At 40.7% G+C, this 21589-nt stretch carries 19 protein-coding genes and 1 pseudogene; 3 read left to right on the top strand and 17 right to left on the bottom strand.

The genetic code is table 11. The features are described 5' to 3' along the window. Positions 1 to 73: 73 nt before the first annotated feature. From AC1TPB_RS14210 to AC1TPB_RS14160, 11 genes and pseudogenes are all read right to left on the bottom strand, one after another. The gene (locus AC1TPB_RS14210; protein WP_482077106.1) at positions 74 to 808 is read right to left on the bottom strand and encodes a LutC/YkgG family protein; all 735 of its coding nucleotides are present in this window, start codon (positions 806 to 808) and stop codon (positions 74 to 76) included. Continuing rightward, complete coding sequence (locus tag AC1TPB_RS14205; protein ID WP_482077105.1) at positions 798 to 2327, bottom strand: LutB/LldF family L-lactate oxidation iron-sulfur protein; 1530 nt, start codon at positions 2325 to 2327, stop codon at positions 798 to 800. Before AC1TPB_RS14205 ends, AC1TPB_RS14210 begins: the two co-directional genes overlap by 11 nt. After that, a complete protein-coding gene (locus AC1TPB_RS14200) occupies positions 2302 to 3051 on the bottom strand; it encodes a (Fe-S)-binding protein (protein ID WP_482077104.1) in 750 nt (249 codons plus the stop codon). The genes AC1TPB_RS14205 and AC1TPB_RS14200 overlap by 26 nt, the downstream gene beginning before the upstream one ends. Positions 3052 to 3445: 394 nt before the next feature. Further along, the gene (locus tag AC1TPB_RS14195; RefSeq protein WP_482061883.1) at positions 3446 to 4207 is read right to left on the bottom strand and encodes a DeoR/GlpR family DNA-binding transcription regulator; all 762 of its coding nucleotides are present in this window, start codon (positions 4205 to 4207) and stop codon (positions 3446 to 3448) included. Positions 4208 to 4263: 56 nt separating this feature from the next. Continuing rightward, positions 4264 to 5751, bottom strand: a complete 1488-nt coding sequence (locus tag AC1TPB_RS14190; protein ID WP_482077103.1) for a rhamnulokinase — start codon at positions 5749 to 5751, stop codon at positions 4264 to 4266. Further along, a complete protein-coding gene (gene rhaI, locus AC1TPB_RS14185; RefSeq protein ID WP_482077102.1) occupies positions 5748 to 6968 on the bottom strand; it encodes an L-rhamnose isomerase in 1221 nt (406 codons plus the stop codon). Before rhaI ends, AC1TPB_RS14190 begins: the two co-directional genes overlap by 4 nt. A 63-nt stretch (positions 6969 to 7031) precedes the next feature. Continuing rightward, positions 7032 to 7400, bottom strand: coding sequence for a sensory rhodopsin transducer (locus tag AC1TPB_RS14180; protein ID WP_482077101.1), 369 nt, complete (start codon positions 7398 to 7400; stop codon positions 7032 to 7034). A 350-nt stretch (positions 7401 to 7750) separates the two neighbouring features. Further along, a complete protein-coding gene (locus tag AC1TPB_RS14175; RefSeq protein ID WP_482077100.1) occupies positions 7751 to 9820 on the bottom strand; it encodes a bifunctional aldolase/short-chain dehydrogenase in 2070 nt (689 codons plus the stop codon). A gap of 496 nt (positions 9821 to 10316) precedes the next feature. Next, the gene (locus AC1TPB_RS14170; RefSeq protein ID WP_482077099.1) at positions 10317 to 11765 is read right to left on the bottom strand and encodes an MDR family MFS transporter; all 1449 of its coding nucleotides are present in this window, start codon (positions 11763 to 11765) and stop codon (positions 10317 to 10319) included. A gap of 34 nt (positions 11766 to 11799) precedes the next feature. Then, positions 11800 to 12740, bottom strand: a pseudogene (locus AC1TPB_RS14165) (MFS transporter). Positions 12741 to 12861: 121 nt separating this feature from the next. Next, positions 12862 to 13578 (bottom strand): queuosine precursor transporter, encoded by a 717-nt coding sequence (locus tag AC1TPB_RS14160; protein ID WP_482077098.1) that lies wholly within the window; start codon positions 13576 to 13578, stop codon positions 12862 to 12864. Between the two features lie 351 nt (positions 13579 to 13929). On the opposite strand from AC1TPB_RS14160, the gene AC1TPB_RS14155 reads away from it, so the two are divergent. Beyond that, positions 13930 to 14310 carry a hypothetical protein gene (locus AC1TPB_RS14155; protein ID WP_482077097.1) on the top strand — a complete coding sequence of 127 codons (381 nt, stop codon included), beginning with the start codon at positions 13930 to 13932 and terminating at the stop codon, positions 14308 to 14310. A 166-nt stretch (positions 14311 to 14476) separates the two neighbouring features. Here AC1TPB_RS14155 and AC1TPB_RS14150 read toward each other — a convergent pair whose 3' ends face one another. The 3 genes from AC1TPB_RS14150 to AC1TPB_RS14140 form a co-directional block, all read right to left on the bottom strand. Beyond that, complete coding sequence (locus AC1TPB_RS14150; RefSeq protein ID WP_482077096.1) at positions 14477 to 15472, bottom strand: zinc-dependent alcohol dehydrogenase family protein; 996 nt, start codon at positions 15470 to 15472, stop codon at positions 14477 to 14479. A 111-nt stretch (positions 15473 to 15583) separates the two neighbouring features. Next, positions 15584 to 15937 carry a hypothetical protein gene (locus AC1TPB_RS14145; RefSeq protein WP_482077095.1) on the bottom strand — a complete coding sequence of 118 codons (354 nt, stop codon included), beginning with the start codon at positions 15935 to 15937 and terminating at the stop codon, positions 15584 to 15586. Between the two features lie 15 nt (positions 15938 to 15952). Continuing rightward, positions 15953 to 16336, bottom strand: coding sequence for a nucleotidyltransferase domain-containing protein (locus AC1TPB_RS14140; protein ID WP_482077094.1), 384 nt, complete (start codon positions 16334 to 16336; stop codon positions 15953 to 15955). A gap of 254 nt (positions 16337 to 16590) precedes the next feature. Here AC1TPB_RS14140 and AC1TPB_RS14135 point away from each other — a divergent pair, with 254 nt between their 5' ends. Beyond that, on the top strand, positions 16591 to 17619 hold the full coding sequence (locus AC1TPB_RS14135; protein ID WP_482077093.1) for a DNA-methyltransferase: 1029 nt from the start codon (positions 16591 to 16593) through the stop codon (positions 17617 to 17619). Between the two features lie 154 nt (positions 17620 to 17773). Here AC1TPB_RS14135 and AC1TPB_RS14130 read toward each other — a convergent pair whose 3' ends face one another. Together AC1TPB_RS14130 and AC1TPB_RS14125 are read right to left on the bottom strand one after the other, a co-directional pair. Continuing rightward, positions 17774 to 17971, bottom strand: coding sequence for a hypothetical protein (locus AC1TPB_RS14130; protein WP_482077092.1), 198 nt, complete (start codon positions 17969 to 17971; stop codon positions 17774 to 17776). A 10-nt stretch (positions 17972 to 17981) separates the two neighbouring features. Then, a complete protein-coding gene (locus AC1TPB_RS14125) occupies positions 17982 to 19271 on the bottom strand; it encodes a mechanosensitive ion channel family protein (protein WP_482077091.1) in 1290 nt (429 codons plus the stop codon). Between the two features lie 1004 nt (positions 19272 to 20275). Here AC1TPB_RS14125 and AC1TPB_RS14120 point away from each other — a divergent pair. Continuing rightward, on the top strand, positions 20276 to 20701 hold the full coding sequence (locus tag AC1TPB_RS14120) for a DUF5110 domain-containing protein (RefSeq protein ID WP_482077090.1): 426 nt from the start codon (positions 20276 to 20278) through the stop codon (positions 20699 to 20701). A gap of 69 nt (positions 20702 to 20770) precedes the next feature. Here AC1TPB_RS14120 and AC1TPB_RS14115 read toward each other — a convergent pair whose 3' ends face one another. Then, positions 20771 to 21418, bottom strand: a complete 648-nt coding sequence (locus AC1TPB_RS14115; RefSeq protein ID WP_482077089.1) for a 2OG-Fe(II) oxygenase — start codon at positions 21416 to 21418, stop codon at positions 20771 to 20773. Between the last annotated feature and the right edge of the window lie 171 nt (positions 21419 to 21589).

Raw genomic sequence — 21589 nt, 5'->3', positions numbered from 1 at the left:
GAAGAAGATATCTAAATAGACTTTTTTATTTTTCAAATGAAATATTACATAAAAACAATTAAAAGAAACTCTCCTAACCCACAATCAAAGCATACACAACCCCTGGTCCATGTACACCAATCGTTAGATCGTTCTCGATATCTGATGAGCGGCTTGGTCCTGATATAAAGTGAATACCCGCAGGTAAATTCTCTCGCCCTACTTCGTCAAACGTCATTAATACTTCACCCAGTCGTGTCACCATTCGCGAAGCAGGTATAACGATGAAGAGTACCGTTGGCAGCAAGCTAACCGAACGTCCCTTCTCCTTCGCAGATTTCACTACAACGCTTCCCGTATAAGCGACTGCGTGATCAGCATAGACGATACCAAAATCAGCCTGTGCCGCTTCACTCTTCCATAACATCTCCGCATCGCTATTCCACACATTTATCGTCGCGCTTGGAATTAAGTTCTCTAGCGACAACTCTGCTAGTTCCTGCTCATCCTGACGTAAAATATGTGTAGGATTCATCTCCTTAGCCTTGCCCGCAATGAAATCAGCTACTTGCTCCATACTGTTACAACGCTGAACATGACCACCGACAGCTAAGAAATTTTCTGTGAATTTCTCGATACATTGCTCCGTCGACCAATTCTTTTCACTCCAAAATTCTGGTGCGCCTCGGAACGGATGCTGCGGCGCTTCCATCATACGTGGATGACCGAGTCGCGATGAAATATTGTTCATAAATTTCTCTTGCTTGGCTTTGGATTGCTCCGTTAATTGCGCTAACCAAGCCTGATGCTTCTCCGCATTAGTGCTCATTGTGTTGACCACCCTTCTTGACCGACTGCTGCTGCTCCATAGCAATACGCTCTAAGCGCTGCTTCATATCCTCAGACATAACAGGTGGCTGCGCTGTAAATTCACGCTCTAACTGCTCCCAACGATCGCGGAACGATTCCTTAGGCAGGCTTGGTGTGACCCGATATTTGTTCCATGACTTCAATGGTCCAAGCTTCGTCTTAATGACACCATTACGCACGACGAGCTTTTGTCCTAGCTTTCCAAGCCTCAGCACGCCGCCAAAGCGACCGGAGTTACCCATCACTGTTGCAAAGCCTTGCATCCCGAGACCTTCCAGCTTATTACCATAGCCCGCTTCTACTTTACGACGACGCAAGTAGACAAGCATATCATGCAATGGAATTTTCACTGGGCAAGCCTCATAGCAAGCACCACATAGACTCGATGCATTGGCAATATCGTCCCAATCCTCTACCTTACTTTTCAGCGATGGAGTCAGTACCGCTCCAATAGGGCCACTATACGTTCCTCCGTAAGCATGACCGCCAATATGACGATAGACAGGACAAGCGTTCAAGCAAGCACCGCAGCGAATACAGTTCAATAATTCTTGGAATTCAGGGTCCCCAAGCTGTAGTGAGCGTCCATTATCGACAATGATAATATGCATTTCCTCAGGACCATCTCCATCCGCTTGACGCTTCGGTCCTGTAATCCCTGACATATACATCGTTAGTTTCTGTCCTGTAGCTGAACGTGGCAATAACGTTGCCATCACTTCAAGATCCGCCCACGAAGGAATAATTCGCTCCATACCCATCAATGTAATTTGTGTTTTTGGTAATGTCGTCACCATTCTAGCATTACCTTCATTCTCAAACAGCACCATCGAGCCAGTCTCAGCGATCGCAAAGTTACAGCCTGTCATCCCAATATCTGCTTCCAGAAAGCTCTCACGTAGCTTCTTACGGACAAATCCAGCAAGGACCGTCGTATCTGGCTCCAACTCATAGCCCGCTTCTTTGCTTAGTAGATCTGCGATTTGATAGCGGTTTTTATGAATGGCAGGAATGACGATATGAGAAGGGGTTTCATTGGCTAGCTGAATAATATATTCACCAAGATCAGTCTCAATCGCCTCGACATCAATCGATTGCAGCGCTGTATTCAAATGCAACTCCTCAGATACCATCGACTTTGACTTAACAACTGACTTCGCTTCGACCTGCTTGGCGATATCTAAAGTAATTTGCACCGCTTCTGCTGCTGTATCGGCAAAATGAATATGGACACCATTGGCACGTGCGTTTTCTACAAAGGTATGCAAATAATAGTCGAGATGAGCAATCGTATGGAGCCGAATTTGACGTCCGCGTTCACGCCAATCCTCCCAGTTCCCATGCTCTTCCGTTGCTGCTTTCTTGCCGTTACGCAGACGCTCGGTTGTAAATTTAACCGCTTTACGCAAAAACTCATCATTAAGTGCAAGCTCGGCTCTTGCTTTAACTGTATTATGCTTCAATTGGGTTTGACTCACCTTCACTCACTCCTTCATATAACAGCTCTGCCAAATGCATAACGCGAACCTTCTCACCGCGGTGCATAAGATTACCGGCAATATTCATTAAGCATGCAAGGTCGAGTCCAACTAGCACCTCAGCCTCACTTTCAATGACATGATCCGCCTTCTCTGTTACCATCGCTCCAGATATATCGCCCATCTTAATCGCAAACGTACCACCAAATCCGCAGCAATCCTCAGCAAAGGGCAGTGGTACAAGCTCCAGCCCCTTCACCTGCTGCATCAGCAATAATGGTTCTTCCTTTACCCCGAGTATACGTGTGCCGTGACAGGATGGATGATAGGTTACTTTATGCGAAAATGCAGCCCCTACATCCGTAACGTCTAATACATTGACGAGAAACTGGGTAAATTCGTACGATTTTGCTCGCAGCCGTTCTGCTCGTTGCAAATAAACAGGATCATTTTCAAACAATTTCGGATAATGATGAAGCATTCCTGTACAGGAGCCTGAGGGTGCAATGACAAAGTCGCTGTCTTCAAAAGCATCAATAATCGTAATCGCAGACTCTCGTGCTTGCTTCCAATAACCACTATTGAAAGCAGGCTGCCCACAACAGGTTTGCGCAGTCGGGAAGTGTAGCTCTACACCATAACGTGCGAGCAAGCGAGCCATTGCCTCTCCGACTCTTGGAAATAGTGCATCACTTAAGCATGTTATAAATAATGATACCTTCATTTTTTCACTCCTATCTTAGTTCATGTCTTATGGTAGTGCTACCATGCTCATTAAAGAAAAAAGTTGCTTTGTTTCTTTTACTAACGGTGCTACCATGCCCATTAAAGAAAAAAGTTGCTTTGTTCATTTTTGTTCTCAGAGTGAGCTTACCTTACTCTGTTGATCACTTTCAAAAATAGCGCTGAGCTTCAGTTGAAGCTAGCGCTATTTTTGAAAGTTTCTTCTAGTTCATGCTCAAAAGGCGGGCTTTCAGAACCGAGAAGATAGAGCGCTACTTGTGGAGGGAGGAAACGCAAATGTACGTTATTGGTACATGCGTACCGGACTTCCCAAGTTCGCTTTATATTCGATGTCGAATACGCTACATCAGCCAAACCTCGTTATCAAAGTCCGCTTAGACAGTGTAGACACTGATTTGCATCTGACGTAACGCATGAACAAACTCCTCGGAGATCGCTGTATCCGTTACAACATCCGTTACATCAGCTAGCTCTGCAAAGCTCGAAAATGCCTGTACGCCAAATTTACTAGAATCGGCTAGTAAAATAACTTGATCCGCCATCCCTACTATTTTTTGCTTAATCCTACCTTGCAGCTCATTGGATTCACTCATTCCTTTTTCCAAATGGACGCCTTTACAGGAAATAAAAGCTTTATCTACATGATAAGCATCCAAGGAACGCTCCGCTAATGGCCCAACATAAGACAAGCTTTTCGGTGCCAAAATACCGCCAGTCGAGATGACCTCAATCTTCTCTTTATTGGAAAGTTCTATCGCTACTTTAATAGAATTAGTTAGTACGGTCATCGGAATATCTGGCATAGAAGCGGCCATATACCATGCTGTCGTACTCGCATCGAGTATAATGCGATCCTTAGGAGCTATAAGCTTAATCGCTTCCGTAGCAATGCGCTTCTTTTCCTCTGCCGATACTACCTCACGCTCGAAGTAAGGAATTTCAGACTGCTGTTGCTCCTTTACACTAACGGCACCGCCATGTGAACGACGTAGCCGTCCAGCTTGCTCTAATCGATCCAAATCACGACGTATCGTTTCCTCGGTTACGTCACATAATTCACTAAGCTCCGTGACCCGAATACTCCCTCTTTCGTTGACAAGCTGTACAATGTAATCATAACGTTCCGCAACTAACATACCCTACCTCTTTCTCAAACTTAATCGTTATTTTATTCTATAAGTGCAAGTTCAGTCTAATCTGTAACTGCCTCGCCCAGCCCAACAATGTGCTGAAACTTAGCATACGCCTCGCTCCAAGACTGACAATCCTCCGCCTCATACTTCTCGATCGCAAAGGATTGCTGCACCAGCTGACGCGCTTGCCCTATATCGCTTAATTGTCCACTCGATATCCATTGTACTAGCATATTGCCAATCGCACTACCCTCAATTGGTCCAGCCCATACCGATCTTTGAATCGCATTAGCCGTCCACTGACAGAGCAGCGTATTTTGAATACCACCGCCAACGATATGAAGTCCAGTGTAAGAGATTCCTGTTAATTGCTCCATCGTCTCTAAAGTATAGCGATACTTGAAAGCTAATCCTTCAAATATAGTACGAGCATAGCTGCCAATTGATGCAGGCGATGTCTGACCCGTGCGCTGACAATATCGATCAATCTGCGCAGGCATATTACTTATACTAAGAAACAGTGCATCATCGACATCTATATATGTCGCGAACGGCTCGGCTGCAGCTGCTAATTCAACGAGTTCGGCAAACGAATATTGTTCACCTTGCTTTTCCCATGCGAGCTTGCATTGCTGAATCATCCATAGTCCCATAATATTTTTGAGAAAACGGAATGTATGATTCACTCCACCTTCATTCGTAAAGTTATGCTGTCTGGCTTGCTCTGTTATATTAGGCTGAGTTATTTCTGTACCCATCAATGACCACGTTCCACTGCTTAAGTAGGCAAATCTCTCTGATGTAGCAGGGATAGCTGCAACAGCAGATGCTGTATCATGCTCCGCCGTCGCGATAACTGGAACGGATTCAATACCTAATTCTTCACAAAGTGTTGGCTGCAGCATACCGACGACTGTGCCTGGTTGCACAGCTTTAGCAAATATTGCTGGATCAATGTCAATCTGTTCAAGCAGTTGTCTATCCCAATCATCCGTAATCGGGTTATAGACTTGCGTTGTTGTTGCATTTGTAAATTCATTCAACTTCTCACCTGTTAGAAAGTAGCGCAGTAAGGACGGGATCATCAGTAAATGCTTCGCTTCCTGCAATGCAGGATGATTATGTTTTTTCATCGCCGCTAGCTGATAAAGGGTATTAATTGATGCTAGCTGAATACCTGTCTGCTGAAAAATACGCTCGGCGCCTAACCCCGCAACAACCTCTTCGTATGCTTCATTGTTTTGAATATCGCGATAGTGAAAGGGATTCGATAATAGCTCGCCCGCTTCATTCAGCAGCCCAAAATCTACCCCCCATGAATCAATCGCAATGCTATCGAGCTTAACACCACGATACTTCGCCTTTAACAGCGCTTGCTTCATCTCATGCCATAGCCGTAATATATCCCAATACAAACGGGTGTTGACCTGCACAGGATCATTAGAAAACCGGTGAAGCTCTTCTAGCTCAATCTTGCCCTCATGAATACGTCCGAGCATCGCCCTGCCACTACTCGCGCCGAGATCAAAAGCAAGAACATAACTCACCAGCTTGCACCACCTTTGCCGCGAGCCTGAATGCTGTCATTGTATTTGCTTGCTATATACGCTTGCATCGGATCGACAGCTAGCCCCTGTTCCTCGCGGATGGAATATAGCAATGGCCTTACATCGAACTCAAAAGCACGACGCACAGCATCCTCAGCTCCTAGCACATCATGACGCTCAGAAGCAGCTTCTACCTCAACATGATCAATTAATAGCGCTTTCGCATATTGTGTCTGAGCATTAAGTACAGAGCGAATCATCGCTGGTATCTTTTGTTCAATATTATGACACTGATCAATCATGTACGCGATATCGTTCACACATGAAGCGATAGCAGCGTCAGTATCATTAGCAGCATTCAGAATTTGATAGAATATAAGGAATAGTTCATATGGATTCGTTGTACCAACAATAAGATCATCATCAGCATATTTACGAGAGTTGAAATGGAATCCGCCTAAACGTTTTTCATCAATAAGATAAGCAACAATATGCTCGATATTTGCACCTTGAAGATGATGTCCTGTATCAACGAGCACTTCTGCTTGTGGACCTAGCTTCATTGCCAAATTGTACGCCATACCCCAATCGGCAAGATCAGTATGATAGAACGCTGGCTCAAAGCATTTATATTCGATAAGCATTCTCATCTGCGGTGTCATCGCTTTATACATTTCCGTTAGTGCTTCCTGCATCCAGCCTTTACGCTTACGAATATTACCTTGACCTGGATAATTGGTACCATCAGCAAACCATAAGCTTAAATCTTTGGAGCCTGTTTCCTTGGCAATGTCAACACATTCTAACAAATGATCAGTAGCTTTTCTACGAATCGCAGCATCAGAGTTGGTTACGCTTCCAAGCATATAATCATCATCCTGGAATAAATTCGGGTTAATCGCTCCGATCGTTAATCCTAAGCCTTCTGCATGTGAGCGAAGTTTACTATAATCATCAACTTTATCCCAAGGAATATGAATCGCTACAGATGGCGCAATACCAGTGAATTTATGAACCTGTGCCGCATCTTCAAATTTTTCAAATGGATTGCGAGGAATACCTTGCTTTTGGAACACTTTGAATCGTGTACCTGAATCTCCATAACCCCATGATGGTGTTTCTATCTTAAAAGCTTTCAGCTTTTCTCTCACAATAGTTAAATCAATTCCTCTAGCCTGTTGCTGTTCCTCAAATAAAGCATAAGCGCGATCATTCATTTGAACACCCTCCTAATATTTTTGGACTATATCGTTATCAAAGTCTGCGTTTTGAACTACCTCTTACAAAGGAAAAGCCATCGTCGACATTAATGCGTTAGCCGCCTGAGTACTATCCAATCTGCTATACTGCACAACGATAGGAATATCACTGGAAACCTCTATTGCATAAGGTACACCAGTTGGAATAGATTGCTCGCCTTTAATTAGAGAACTCGTGCGAATATGCTTCGTTCTTCTACCAGCTACAGCTACTGCAATATCTTCGATTGGTTCACGGTCCTCAAAGAAGATCGTGATCGTAATTAGAGCTTCCTCGGAGGATGTATTCAACACACAGATTGACTCATGGCTCATTAACTCCCCAGTACTAGTAGGGGGAATGTAACCATCCGGAATAATCCAATGCTTCTCACCTGTTGCTTGAAACATAACACAAACCTCCAGTCTTAATCTATAAATAATGCAAGTCCGCTTCCTATTCGAAGGAAGCATATTCGCCGCCTAAGTATCATTATCACAAGCAATGAAACAAAACCCAGCAACGTGTACGGCACAAGTACAAAAGCGGTCAACCCACGAAGCAGTTGCACGAAGCTTCCAATAAAGGTTTAAAACGTTCGGCTGTCAGCACCAAGAAGATGCACTTCAGCAAAAACGAGTAGCACAGTGTACGTTATTGGTACACGAGCACACGCAGGCTTTTGATGGAGGGCATATTCGCCGCCGACTACGCTACGACAGCATAAGCATCGTGATCACAGTCGTACGTTTTGAACTACCTATCGAGTGAATGCTGCTGGTACGCCTCCGTCTATTGTAAGCATACACCCCGTCGTTTTTGCTGATTTGGAAGAAGCAAAGAAGGCTACACCTTCAGCAATATCACGCGGATAAATATTAACAAGCAACGTCGTCCGTTTACGATAATGCTCCTCTAGTTGGTCTGGTTCAATGCCATATGCTGCGGCACGTTCATTACGCCAATTACCATTCCAGATCGCGGACCCTTGCAAGATTGCATCAGGTAAAATCGTATTAACACGAATACCAAACTCGCCACCTTCAGCAGCAATACAACGAGCTAGATGTGCTTCAAGCGCTTTAACTGAGCTATATGCAGTAACGTTTTTACCTGCATAGATCGAGTTTTTAGAGCCGATAAATACCATACTTCCACCAAGTGACTGCTGCTTCATAATCTTGAACGCTTCTCTTGCCACTAAGAAGTAACCTGTACCGAGAACATTCATATTCAAGTTCCACTCTTTCAGTGATGTTTCGTCAAATGGACTAGAAGTTGCTAGCCCTGCATTGTTAACGATAATATCAACACCGCCGTAATTAATTGCCGTTTCAGCATAAGCAGCTTGAATGAGCTCCTCGCTTGTCACATCAACTTTAACTGCTAGCGCACGATGCTCACCGAACTCAGCATTTAACTCTGCTGCTACCTTCTGCGCACCTTCAAGGTTAAGATCCGCTAATACAACATGCGCTCCTTCTTCAACTAACACACGAGCAGTTGCACTTCCGATACCGCCAGCACCACCAGTAATAAAAGCAACCTGACGCGAGAATTCAGCTTCTGCAGGAGCAAGTGTTAATTTATATAATTCTAGCGGCCAATATTCAACATTATAAGATTCATTTTCACTTAGCGAAACGAAACTGCCAAGCGCTGTTGAACCGCGCATTACCGCAATGGCACGATGATAAAGCGCACCACTTACTTGCGACATACTCCAGCTCTTACCTGTGTTAATCATTCCGACACCGGGGATTAGAATAACACGCGGAGCAGCCTCGAACATTTTGTCGCCTTCATGCTTGTTGCGCTCGAAATATGCCGCATATTCTGCTTTATAGGCAGCTACACCTTCAACAAGCTTTGCTTTAAGCTCCTCAACATTATCCGCATCAGGTGTCCAATCGATGAATAAAGGAACAACCTTTGTATGAACAAGGTGATCGGGACAAGCAGCGCCAATTTGTGATAAAGCTGGAGAATCAACGCCACCAACGAATGCCAACACATCATCTTCATCATCGAAGGAAAGAATCATCTGGTTTTCGTCACTAACCGCACCACGCAGTAGCGGCATAACACTAGCAATAATCGAACGACGCACCTCAGTTGGAAGTTCAGCATGCTTTACGCCACCAAATAATTTCTCTTGGTCAAATTGAGATTTGATATAGCTTTCCGCTTCTGTAATAATTTTGATTGTCTGTGCATACGCTTCTTCAGCAGTTTCGCCCCAAGTTACGAGACCATGCTTCTCCATTAATACTAGTTCAGCATTAGGGTTTGCGCGTACACCTTCAGCGATCATTTTCGATAGTGTGAAGCCTGGGCGCACATAAGGTACCCATACGAAGCGATTACCGAAAATTTCTTCTGCGATTTGTTTGCCTTTATCGGCACAACATAGGCTAATGATAGAATCTGGATGTGTATGATCAACATGTTTATATGGAAGGAATGCATGTAATAATGTTTCAATCGAAGCACGAGGATGCTTAGCATCGATCATACAGTTTGCTAGATAAGCTACCATATCCTCATCGCTCATATCATCACGTTCGAATAGCGGGCGAATATCATCTAGGCGCAGACCAGTGAAATTGCTAGCTTTCATTGTTGCTAGATCTGACCCGCTACCTTTGACGTACATCACTTCAACATCTTGACCACGGAAATCCTTCACTACCGTTTTTGCAGATGTATTACCGCCACCATAGTTACATACACGACGATCTGTACCAATAATATTGGAACGATATACTAAGCTATCTAATCCAGTTTGTAATTGTGTTGCTTTAGATAAATCCCACAAAGACTGCACCATATAAATACCCCCTGATTGTTTTTGTTTCATCGCTTTCATGTTTGTTTACTCATAGTATTAACTATACTATATTTGTTTGTGCTTGAAAATATTAAAATCAAAAACAAACAAAAAACTTCATCCCCAATCGTTAGTGCACTCTAACAAAAGAAGATGAAGCTTATATACGTTTATTTTATTATTTTTCTAAAATTTATTGCGCTTAGGGATTCCTCAATCACAGAGGCTAGTGGATCATAGTTATCTGCAAGTACACCCCCCTTATTTACCCGTTAGCCAATGTTACCCTATTCTAACGTAGAACCAGTATCCTCATTATATTGTTGAGAGGTTAACACTTTAATCACAATAAAAAATCCCCCTACAGCTAGCAGTGTCAGTCCAAGCTATCTGGACTTTATCGCACTGCCTACTATAAGGGGACCACTAATCAATATACGCGAAACTGTTAACGATTGTACTACTTATTCACTTCGAAGGATTAACACTAACTAACTTACTCCTTGGAAGGCTGAGCACGCTTCGTGAAGAATGCGACTACGACTGCTAACACCGCAAAGCCAAAGCCGATAACAAAGGCATTATGCACACCTGAAACTAATGCCTCGGCCTGTTGCAGCGGTGAGTCTGGATCAGCTGATTGCGCCAAATAATTGTTTTGTCCAGACGTCATCACACTGATGAAGAAAGCAACGCCGATCGCACCTGCTACTTGTGATAAAGTATTCAAAATCGCCGTACCATGCGGATAATAGCGTGGCGGCAGTTGGTTCAAGCCATTTGTTTGTGCTGGCATCATAATCATTGAGATCGCGACCATTAAGCAAACATGCAAAATAATAAAAGTTGTCGTAGATGTAGTGGAGGATACTTGGGTAAAGAACCACATTACAATGGCCAACCCGATCGTTCCAGGAATCATTAACGCCCTTGGACCAAATTTATCAAATAACTTACCTGTTATTGGAGAAATAAGTCCGTTCAAGAGACTACCTGGCAACATAATTAGACCTGATGCGTAAACCGTTAACCCTAGCGCCCCTTGGAATAAGAATGGTAGCAACGCCATCGTCGAGAACATCGTCATCATCATAATAATGAGCAAAATCGTTGTTAACGTGAACATCGGGAACTTAAATGCTCTCAAGTCTAATAAGGGCTCTTTCAATTTCATTTGACGAATAACAAACAGTAGTAATGCGATAAGACCTATAATAATCATTCCATATACTTGGATATGATCCCAGCCTTTAGACGAGCTGCTAAATCCAAATACGAGTCCACCAAATCCGATTGTAGACAGCAATATCGATACTACATCGACCTTAGGTTTCGTCGGCACTGTTAAATTTTTCAAATAAATAAATGCAAAAATAATTGAGAAGATTGCAAACGGCAAAACGATGAAGAATAGCCATCTCCATTCTAATGATTCAAGAATAATACCCGAAAGTGTTGGTCCAATGGCTGGAGCGAACATAATCACGAGCCCGATCGTCCCCATTGCCCCTCCGCGCTTTTCTGGCGGATATAACAACAGTATCGTGTTCATCATAACTGGCATCATTAAACCTGTACCAAACGCTTGTAATATACGTCCAATTAATAGTACAGAAAATCCAGGGGCAAGACCACTAACTAAGGTTCCGACTGTAAATACAATCATCGCACCTAGAAAAACCTGCCTAGTGGTAAACCATTGTACCAATAATGCCGAGGCTGGAATTAAAACAGCGACAACGAGCATATATCCCGTAGAAAGCCATTGTAAGGTTGAAGCTTCCACCTTCAATTCAACCATTAATTGTGGAAATGCGACGTTCAATAATGTTTCATTAAGTATCGAGAAAAATGCACCAATTATTAACGAGATCATAATTGGGAGCCTCTTCACATTCCCATACTGCTGAGAACCCGAAGGGGCAGGTGCAGCTGAAGTATCCATCAATATTCCTCCACTAACCATTTTTATTTAATTGCTAATTCATTTTCGTACGAGAAGCTTTGTTAGCAAACTGATAACGATACAAGACAACAACAGCGATAATTAATAAGGACATCACGACAAATATATTACTGTACACATAAGAAGTAACGTTTGTAATCAATGGGTTAAATTTAATCGAAACTGTACCCTTATCGAGCAACTTTCCAACTACACTCATTTCCTCCTTCTGTAGCTTCCGCGAGATCGTATTCGACATCGCAATCTGCATAAATATCTGACCCACATTCCCTAGTATAAGAATACTGGCAATAATATATGCCGATATACCAACAAAAGTCGATAGCAGAGAGAATGCCATAAACATCAATATTGACGCAACAAATACGAGCGTGAAATTACCGCGACTGTCAGCCAATTTCCTAATACGCATAATAAATAATGCTAGCAAAGAAAGGACGAACATAAGTCTCCAGATACCAAAGCTCGTAAGCAAGCCTGCTACGACCGGCCTAAGCCACTACCAAGTGCCTGCCCCACCGCAGATGTTCCGAGTGCGCGTCCTCTTTGCTCAGGCGCAAAGTAACGAGTTGGGATAATCATTGCCGTTGCAGGTAGTACAGAAGCTCCTGCAGATTGAATAACTCACCCTAAAATAATAACCCAAAACTACGTAGCAAGTAAACCTATTGATGAACCTATTGCAAAAATAATAAGTCAGTACGTTAGTAAATCCTTTAACCGGTATTTATCAGCCAGTTTACCCATTACGATAGAACCTATCGCGTATACTACCATATAACTAGTCATAATCCAACTGACATAAGACGGAACAAGCTGAAATTCTTTACCTATTTCGGGGAGCGCTACATTGAACATCGTCCCATTCATAACTGAGAAGATTAATGCGACAACGAGTACTTTTAATAACTTGAATGAATAGGAGGTCGCTACGAGAACTGATTTCTGTTCCATGACAAAAATGACTGCATACCACGAGCAATTAGTTCTCTTCGCTATCACAAAGGTAAATGGATGAAGTTGTATGCTACTGAACAAGAAAAATCCCCATCCAACATCGAATGGGGATAGGTTGCTAGCTTTTGGAGCTGTCTACTTGGTCGTTCATTTTAAAACTACGTGCCCAGTACAGAACGGGAGTTGCTACAACCGATATAATAAATTTAAAGATATATGTCGTAAATACGATTTGTAGCCATTCTTGCCACGTGTATAGTCCTGTACCAACAAAAGCGATGGTACAAAACACGATCGAGTCTACAAGTTGACTAATTCCGGTACTAACATTGGTACGAATCCAAAACTGGTTTTTAGCACCAAATTTCTTTCTCAAATAACCATATACTTTCACATCCAAAAATTGACTAGTTAAGTATGCTAACAAGCTACCTGCAGCAAGACGCGGCATAAGACCGAATATCGTCTCTAACGAACCTTGCGCAAAATCAGTTTCCTGTGGTGTGAATTTAAGCGCCATTTGCATCATAATCGTAGCAGTAATAAGCGTGAAAAATCCAAACCATACGGCACGCTTCGCCTCTTTTGGCCCATACTTCTCATTGAGTAAATCTGTACTCATAGAGATCGTCGTATAGATCGTATTTCCTAATGTCATAATGATACTGACAGTGAAAATAGATAGCTCAATTGTCTTTGTCACTTGAATGTTAGCAATAACCGTTGCAAAGGCAATCCATGCATACAGACCCGTTTTACCAAAGAACCGATAACACGCCAGAAATAAAAGGAAATTAACTGCAACAAATAAAATACCCCAACCTAAATTAAACACAAAAATCCTCCTTAGTTTTGATAACGCGGGAAGTTTACGAACCGCGGGCCAATTTTATGACCAGAGATAAGGATAGCAAATTTCTGAACATAAAGAAACTGTATTTATTTTGAAGTGTAAATTATGTAATTTTAGCAATTTCCGTTGGTATTCTAATCGTTATGCTTTGGGCCGAAGCTACTCGTGTAGCACTACTATTAACTCCAATTTGGTTTATTATATTAATGATTTTTTATCGGTATATGAAAAAAAGAGCCGCTTAGATATTGATGTTAACACACTGTATACATATGTATGCAATTAAATTATAATACTATGTATACATATGTATACAAGAAAAGAGGTCATACGATGAGACATGGAAAATTAAAAGAAGAGGGACATCATCGAGGTGGGCATCACAAAGGTCATGAGCGTTCAGAGCATCGTGGACCGAAAACATTCCGCCGAGGAAGAGCAATTGCCTTTCTAGAGATGATGACACTTAAGCGTTCTACGATTAAACAGCAATTAGAACAGCCAGAATTTCAATCGATCAATCAAATCTTGATCGGTGAATTAAAGGCAATTGATCTATTAATTAACGAATTCACTCAATTATTTGAAATCCATGAAGATGAAACAACAGAAATAGCTTCAATTAACAATGAAGACACGGAAGCTTCGTTGTTGAATGGTGAGCAGCTACGCAATCATAGTGGTAATGGAAGAGAAATTGATAAAACAAATTAATCGCTACTGAGCTAACGATTTCATAGGTTATTAAATGAGTTTTCTTTGAAATGAGCCCTTACTCGTTCAGCCCACACTCGAGCGAAAGTTTTAATGTACACACGAAAGACCATCTATATTGATGGTCTTTTTTCCGTATTAGGAGCGAGCCTATTAGGAAACGAACTCAGTAGCTCGTTAAAAAAACTTTCCCATTATTCATTTCTTTTGGTGCTGCAGCGGCAATAATCGCCTCATTTACGTCCGTTAGATGATATTTTGCCCCCACTCTCATCAGCTTTAGCTTGTCATCTCCAATTAGTCGCATTAAATGATAAAACATTTCTCTCCATTTCGTTAGCGATACACTTTGATTCCAATGGCGCAAATGAAATATATTTGTATGAACCTTTGCTTTATTGACAATATCAGCCCAGTTCACTTGTAGTCCCGTCAGCAGACCGATCGATATAAACTTACCGCTAGGCTGTATACAAAAAGCTAATTCAGTACCAGCCGTGCCTCCGATCGAATCAATAGCAGCAGTTGCACCTAAACCATTCGTTAATTCTCTAACCGTTTCATAAAGTGAAGCTTTCGAGGTATCTATTACATAAGAAGCACCAAGCTTAAGTAAATGCTCACTATATTTATCATTTCTAGTAATTGCAATTAATCTAAATCCAAAAGCTTTAGCTAATTGAGCAAATATATGTCCAATTGATGAGCCGCATGCATTAACTAATAACGTATCATTGGGTGTTAGTTGTAAAACCTCCGTACAAAGTACTAGAGCTGTAATCGGATTAATATATAATTGTGATGCTGAAAAATCATCAATAAAATGAGGAACAGGAACCGCTAATTCCGCTGAAGTTTTCACAAACTGCTGCCATGTCCCTTCCCCGCGTAAAGGCAAAACACGTTGACCAAGCAAATTTTTAGAAACTGAAGCTCCTACCTCTTCTACTATTCCAACTCCTTCATAACCAGGAATATAAGGTAAAGAAATACGTTGAGCGTATGCCCCGCTAATTGGTATTAAATCAGAAGGATTGATCGGTCTTGTTATTACCCGAACAAGCACCTCATGAGCTTGTGGTCGCTCTATATTAGTATGTTCAACCTTCAATACATTTTGAGGACGACCGAATTCATAACATTTAATACATTCCACTTTCATAACGATATCACCTCATTTCATCGACCTACAAAGGACCTTCCCGCAGCATGGTACAACGATCCATTTGCATAAAATCGCTACATGTCAGCTACTGGCACATGTCCAGTCATCCTAGTTCAGCTCGCTATCGAGCATAAAGCGAATAGGCCATCCCTTCCCTGATCTAGGCCAATGATGGAATTGTGAGACAGATTCAAATAAAGCTTCAACAGTTTCCTTTGATTTATATTTCAGTACATCATTCATCATTTCAATTAGATTATCCGGCTTGTTGTTCACACTTCCTAGTACCTTCATAAACCATTTATGATAAGGATAAACAACCTCGTTATAAGCCAATATAAGTCTGCCTGCAAACAACACATAATTAGATGCCGCATATTCAAGAATATAAGGCTCATTCTTTTTCAAACCCTCGTGAAACATCCATTTCCAGCCTTCAAATTGAGCATAGAATTTTTCCATTGCTTCGATTTTTCCTTAAATTGGATATTTCGACACTGCTTCGATTAGCACTTCTAGATCGTTGATCTCGCTATAACTCACTATCGCATCTTTGAAAGCGAATCGTGCTGGCTCACTCCCGGATTGTGCTACCTTTTGAATATAGGATATCGATGTATACTTTCCATCGACATAGCCGCCCTCATAAGGTGTTGATTCTATTTCATGATAATGAATATCACCGCTTTCTAATAAAGAAAGATAATGCTCGTCCGATACAACTAGCATCAGATCAATATCCGAATCTTCCTTCGCGAATCCGTGTGCTACGGAACCACCTACAATAATCGCCAATATTTGCTCATTCACTTTAAGTTTATTCGTAACCATTTCAATCGCTTGCTGATGATGTAAATACATAAGTTTAGCCTCCACTAGCAAATTTCATATGACTATAATTATACTTTTCTAACCTTATTACACTACTTTTCATATTGTAGCACTTGAACGACAGATTGAAACATCTTATACCAATCCATTTTCTCAAAACATCTCAAATAACTATAAAGGAAAGAAGCTCCAGCTCGCGTCCTCTCTTGACCTATTTATAGGTGGAAGAATCAATAGGAAGAGTTATAATAGAGTTTATTGAATACTAGGTGGTGCTGAACGTAATGATGAATGACGAGAATAAAAAGGCGAGCAGAAATAAAACAATGACACTAGATGCCCTTGAATTAAAAAAATATAAAAGTAGATTAGTTACTCTGACCCAAAAAGCAGCTCCACAAGACATAATTAATAAAACAATCCATCAAAATCTTTTCGATGCACTTGATCATTTACCAGATCAATTTGTCGATTTAATGTTTATCGACCCACCATATAACCTTACAAAAAATTTTAATGGCAAAACATTTAATCAAATGAATAATCAAGAATACACAGATTGGCTAGATTCCTGGTTTTCTCGTATCGTTAGAGTTCTTAAGCCTAATGCTACCGTATATATTTGTGGCGATTGGCGTTCAAGCCACTCTATTTTCGAGGTCGCTTCCAAACATTTGAATGTTCTAAACCGAATCACTTGGGAAAGAGAAAAGGGACGAGGAGCTTTAAGCAACTGGAAAAATGCTTCCGAAGATATTTGGTTTTGTACGAAATCGAATGATTATAAGTTTTATGTAGACCGAGTGAAAATGAAACGTAAAGTCATTGCCCCCTATAGAAATGAGGACGGTAAACCTAAAGACTGGGAAGATAATGACGATGGAAAATATAGACTTACATTCCCATCTAATATGTGGACGGATCTAACGGTACCATTCTGGTCAATGGCTGAAAATACGGATCACCCTACTCAAAAACCCGAGAAGCTGCTCGCTAAAATAATACTTGCGAGCTCCGATGAGAATGATGTTGTTTTTGATCCCTTTATGGGCTCTGGAACTACTTCTGTTGTAGCAAAGAAATTAAACAGAAACTTTGTAGGTATCGAACTCAACGAAACATACTGTTGTCTAGCTGAAAAACGCCTTGAGCTTGTAGAGTCAGATTTCTCGATTCAAGGTTATTCCGAAGGCGTCTTTTGGGATCGGAATACGCTTCAAGCACAAACTAAATCCTTATCCGGTACTAAACAAAAAAAACTTAGTACGAGTCATACAACTAATCAAAGTACTGACGTAGTTAAGCGCGATTAGTTTTCACTATTCAATCTTGATCGAAAATAGAGCAGTATCCTTATAGAATAGAATCTAAAAGAATACTGCTCTTGAACATTGCTTGTGTTGTGTTAACACAACACAAGGATTAAGTGTTTTTTAAAGCTATTGCTGTACGCTTGCTCTCTAGCATTTACTCCCATACCGCTTGAATCGTTCCGTATGCCCAATCATTATCTGGAATATCACGGAAATGATTTGTAGTATTCGTTAATTTTTCATCGACCAACCTAGCAACCATGGCTAAAAGTAAAATCCACCTGTGCCTCGAATTAACAAAAAACTCCTCCGTAATTTGCAGTAATTCATAACGCCTTGAAATGATATTCATGCCGCTATCGTCAGTTTCCTTCTTCCTTCAGCTGCTGTTGACTAGGTTCGACTGGAGATTTTACGAAACTACGATCTATAGATTGAGAAATATCATGTCCACTTGGATTTTGGAAGACTCGAAGATCAAATGCCGGTGCTACTGCAAAAATATGATCAAAGATGTCCGACTGGATCGTTTCATACACCGTCCAATTGGTGTCGTTGGTGAAAGCGTAAATTTCCAAAGGTAATCCATTGTCCCCTGGCGCTAGCTGCCTAACAATGAGCGTCATTTCCTGATGAATTTTCGGATGATTTTTGAGATATTGATGAACATACTCTCTGAATACACCAATGTTTGTAAGCTGTCTTCCATTCACTTTATTCGAAATATCGATTCTATTTTTACTATTATACTCTTCAATTTCATTTACTCTTGTCGTAATAAATTCCGTAAGCAAATGAATGTTTTTAAATTCATCAATCATTTCCTTCGTACAAAAATGTATGCTGCTTGTATCTATATAGAGGCTACGCTTAATTCGTCTTCCACCCCAAGCCTGCATGCCTCTCCAGTTTTTGAATGAATCTGAAATTAGAGCATAGCTAGGAATCATCGTAATCGTTTTATCAAAATTTCTAACCTTTACTGTATTCAATGTGATATCAATTACGTCGCCGTCTGCATTGTATTTAGGCATCTCAATCCAGTCCCCTACACGCACCATATCGTTGGAAGATAATTGAATACCTGCCACTAAACCTAATATCGAATCCTTGAAGATTAACATCAAAATAGCCGAAAGTGCACCAAGACCACTGAGAATGATCAACGGATTCTGTCCGATGAGAATCGAGATGACTACAATGGCGCCCGCGATGAATAAAAATATTTTCACAACCTGGATATATCCCTTAATTGGTTTGATCTTGGATACTGCAAACGAACGATATATATCATCAAAAGCATTGAGCAACGCATTCAGAACCGCTATAACCACTATAATGATATAAATGGATGCGCCCTCTCTAATTAAAGTTTGATATGTCGGAAATACAGAACTAAAATAATAAATAATGATGGCTGGTACGATATGAGACAGCTTGCGGAACACTTTTTTCTCCAATATAATATTATCCCATGTGTACTTATTGTTCATAATAATATGGGTTATGATCTTCAATACAATTGTTTTTGCTATATAGTTTGCCAATATACAGAGCCCAGCAACAAACATAATCATAATAATATTTGAAAGATACACAGCAGTTGCCGTTCCTATTCCGTATTCTTCTAGTTGACTTTTTATGAACTCCATTCCATCCTCCTATACAATCTGTATTAGCATATTATTATAAATTAGTTTTCACTACTAAGCAAAAAAAGCTTCTCTTTAAAAATAAAAACCCGCTTCAGCCAGCGATAAAGTCGGGTTCTATCCTTGTTTATTAAGTAAAACGATAATAGAACAGCATCATTGTGGCCAAAGCAAAGATGAAATTGAGTGAAACAAAAATTAACCGATCTGTCCTTCTACTATGTATCTCAACAGGGGGCTTGTAAAAGCTGACTCCCTCTATAATGAAAATAATTAAAACAATGTGGATCATGAAATGCCCTACTAGTTCCGTCATTCCGAACAGCATCGTTGTAGATACAAAAATCAAAGTAAGCACGGCAGAAAGAATACGATTCAAGATACCCACCACGAGTAAATAGCCCACAACAAACTCGATAAAAGCAGTCATGACGATAAATACCCCAGGAGAAAATCCAAACGTCGCACCCCATGATTCTCTATTATATCAAGTGCCCCTGCCTTTGTCGCGATGTAGTGAGGAATCACAAGTAAAACTACAGCGATCCACAACAAACTAATTTCCAGCGTTGAGGTAATCTCAATTTCTGGTACAAATAACGGAAAAGGAGACAATTTAAAAGTAAAAGGTCTCCTACAAAGTAGGAGCTCGACCCGAAGGAACAGTTATTATGTCTCTAACACACTAGCTTCTCTAGAATAATCATAGTTTTAGCGTTACCTAGTAAGCACTTACAACTGATCTATTTAAAACAACTTAAATTTTCTTAGTTATTTTATATAAAACATTATATAGTTTCTTACTATCCATAGGTGAGTGTATCATAGCTTCAAGCATTGTATTTGCATCAACCTCTGCCCAATCTATAAAATATCCAGATTCAAGTGCTATGCAACGAATGAATTCACGTTGAGCACGACCATTCCCCTCCCTAAACGGGTGGAGTACATTAAGTACATGATCAGTTTGTCTAACTAAAAATTTTACATTAGCAAATCAACTTATGAGTATTCATCAAGATAAGATTAACCACATGAAATTGCTCGTTGAAGGCTCAAGCGATGGTTCGTTCATCTACTACGATGATGATGGCATGTCTCCATCCTATAAAAACAATCAGTATGTTAAAACAAACATCTCTCTACAGGTTGGTAAGGAGTCCACAATTTCCTTCCAGTCCGAAGGGGAGTATGTATCAACGATTGAAACCTATGAGATGCAATTCATCTGTAAGGACGTTAGTCCTATAACGATCACACTTGGACAACAAACCTTACAAAGATATTTGGATGAAGATCAGTGGAAACAAAGTGAAAGTGGTTGGTATTTCAATATTGAGCAAAAAGTAGCTCAAATTAAATATAACAATCCACTTTGTGATCATGAGGTGAACATTGATATCAGGCTCTGCAATAAGAATTGCTATTAGCTCTGTAAGTAACTGAAAAAGTGCGTGTCGATATGTAATCGATACGCACTTTTTATTTTAATAATACATCTAAGGGAGGCGAAGTGTTTGCTTTCTCATCCACATCGTCGCTACCCACTTTTCCCCTTTGATCACTGGTGTACCTGCATGCAAGGTGGAATCGTTTAATTGTTGATTACTGTAAAAATATTCGAAATAAACCGCCATACCTTTGTTCGGCGATACTGATAGATTAAGCGCAGGAAACGTCGTTTCCCCGCCTTCCTCCACATCATTGAGATACATTACGAGCGTACTAATTCGATTATTAGCACTTGCTCGACTCGTTTCTGCGAAGAAATCATAATGAGGTTGGTACTCTTGGCCAGGGGTATACAGCAGAACTTGCAAGCCATCGCCATGCTCGATAGGAATATTCATAATTTGAGAGATTCTCTTCTCAATTTTTGTAATTGTTTCATTCTCTTCACAAAATACCCCGCTGCTCGTTCTAATTTGATTAACGGTATGATTTCCACCTATTTTTGAACGTTGTAATTGCTCTCTAGATTGTTTAATTAGCTCGTCGCATTCCTCATCACTAAGCACATTTTCTAGTACGACAATCAGAGGTGCCTCATACTTGGCAACAATTCGAATCTCACGATCTTCTGTCTTGATCGTATTTCCTACATGATCAAATATCGTCTGTTCTTTTCCTGGCGTATTCCCTAACATCCTTATTCATCCCCTATGTTATGACACTCATCACAGTACCATAAAATGGAATGAATTACTCTGTTAATTTTAATAATTTCATATACTCTAATTCAATTAAAAAATAACTTCGAGTTCTATTTACTATATATCTTAAATAACTATAGTAGATTGTTAAGTTATTGTAGTCAA

This window comes from Paenibacillus sp. Y951, assembly GCF_056786395.1.
Note: the sequence above shows the minus strand (reverse complement) of the source record. Positions and strands in the feature narration are given on the sequence as shown.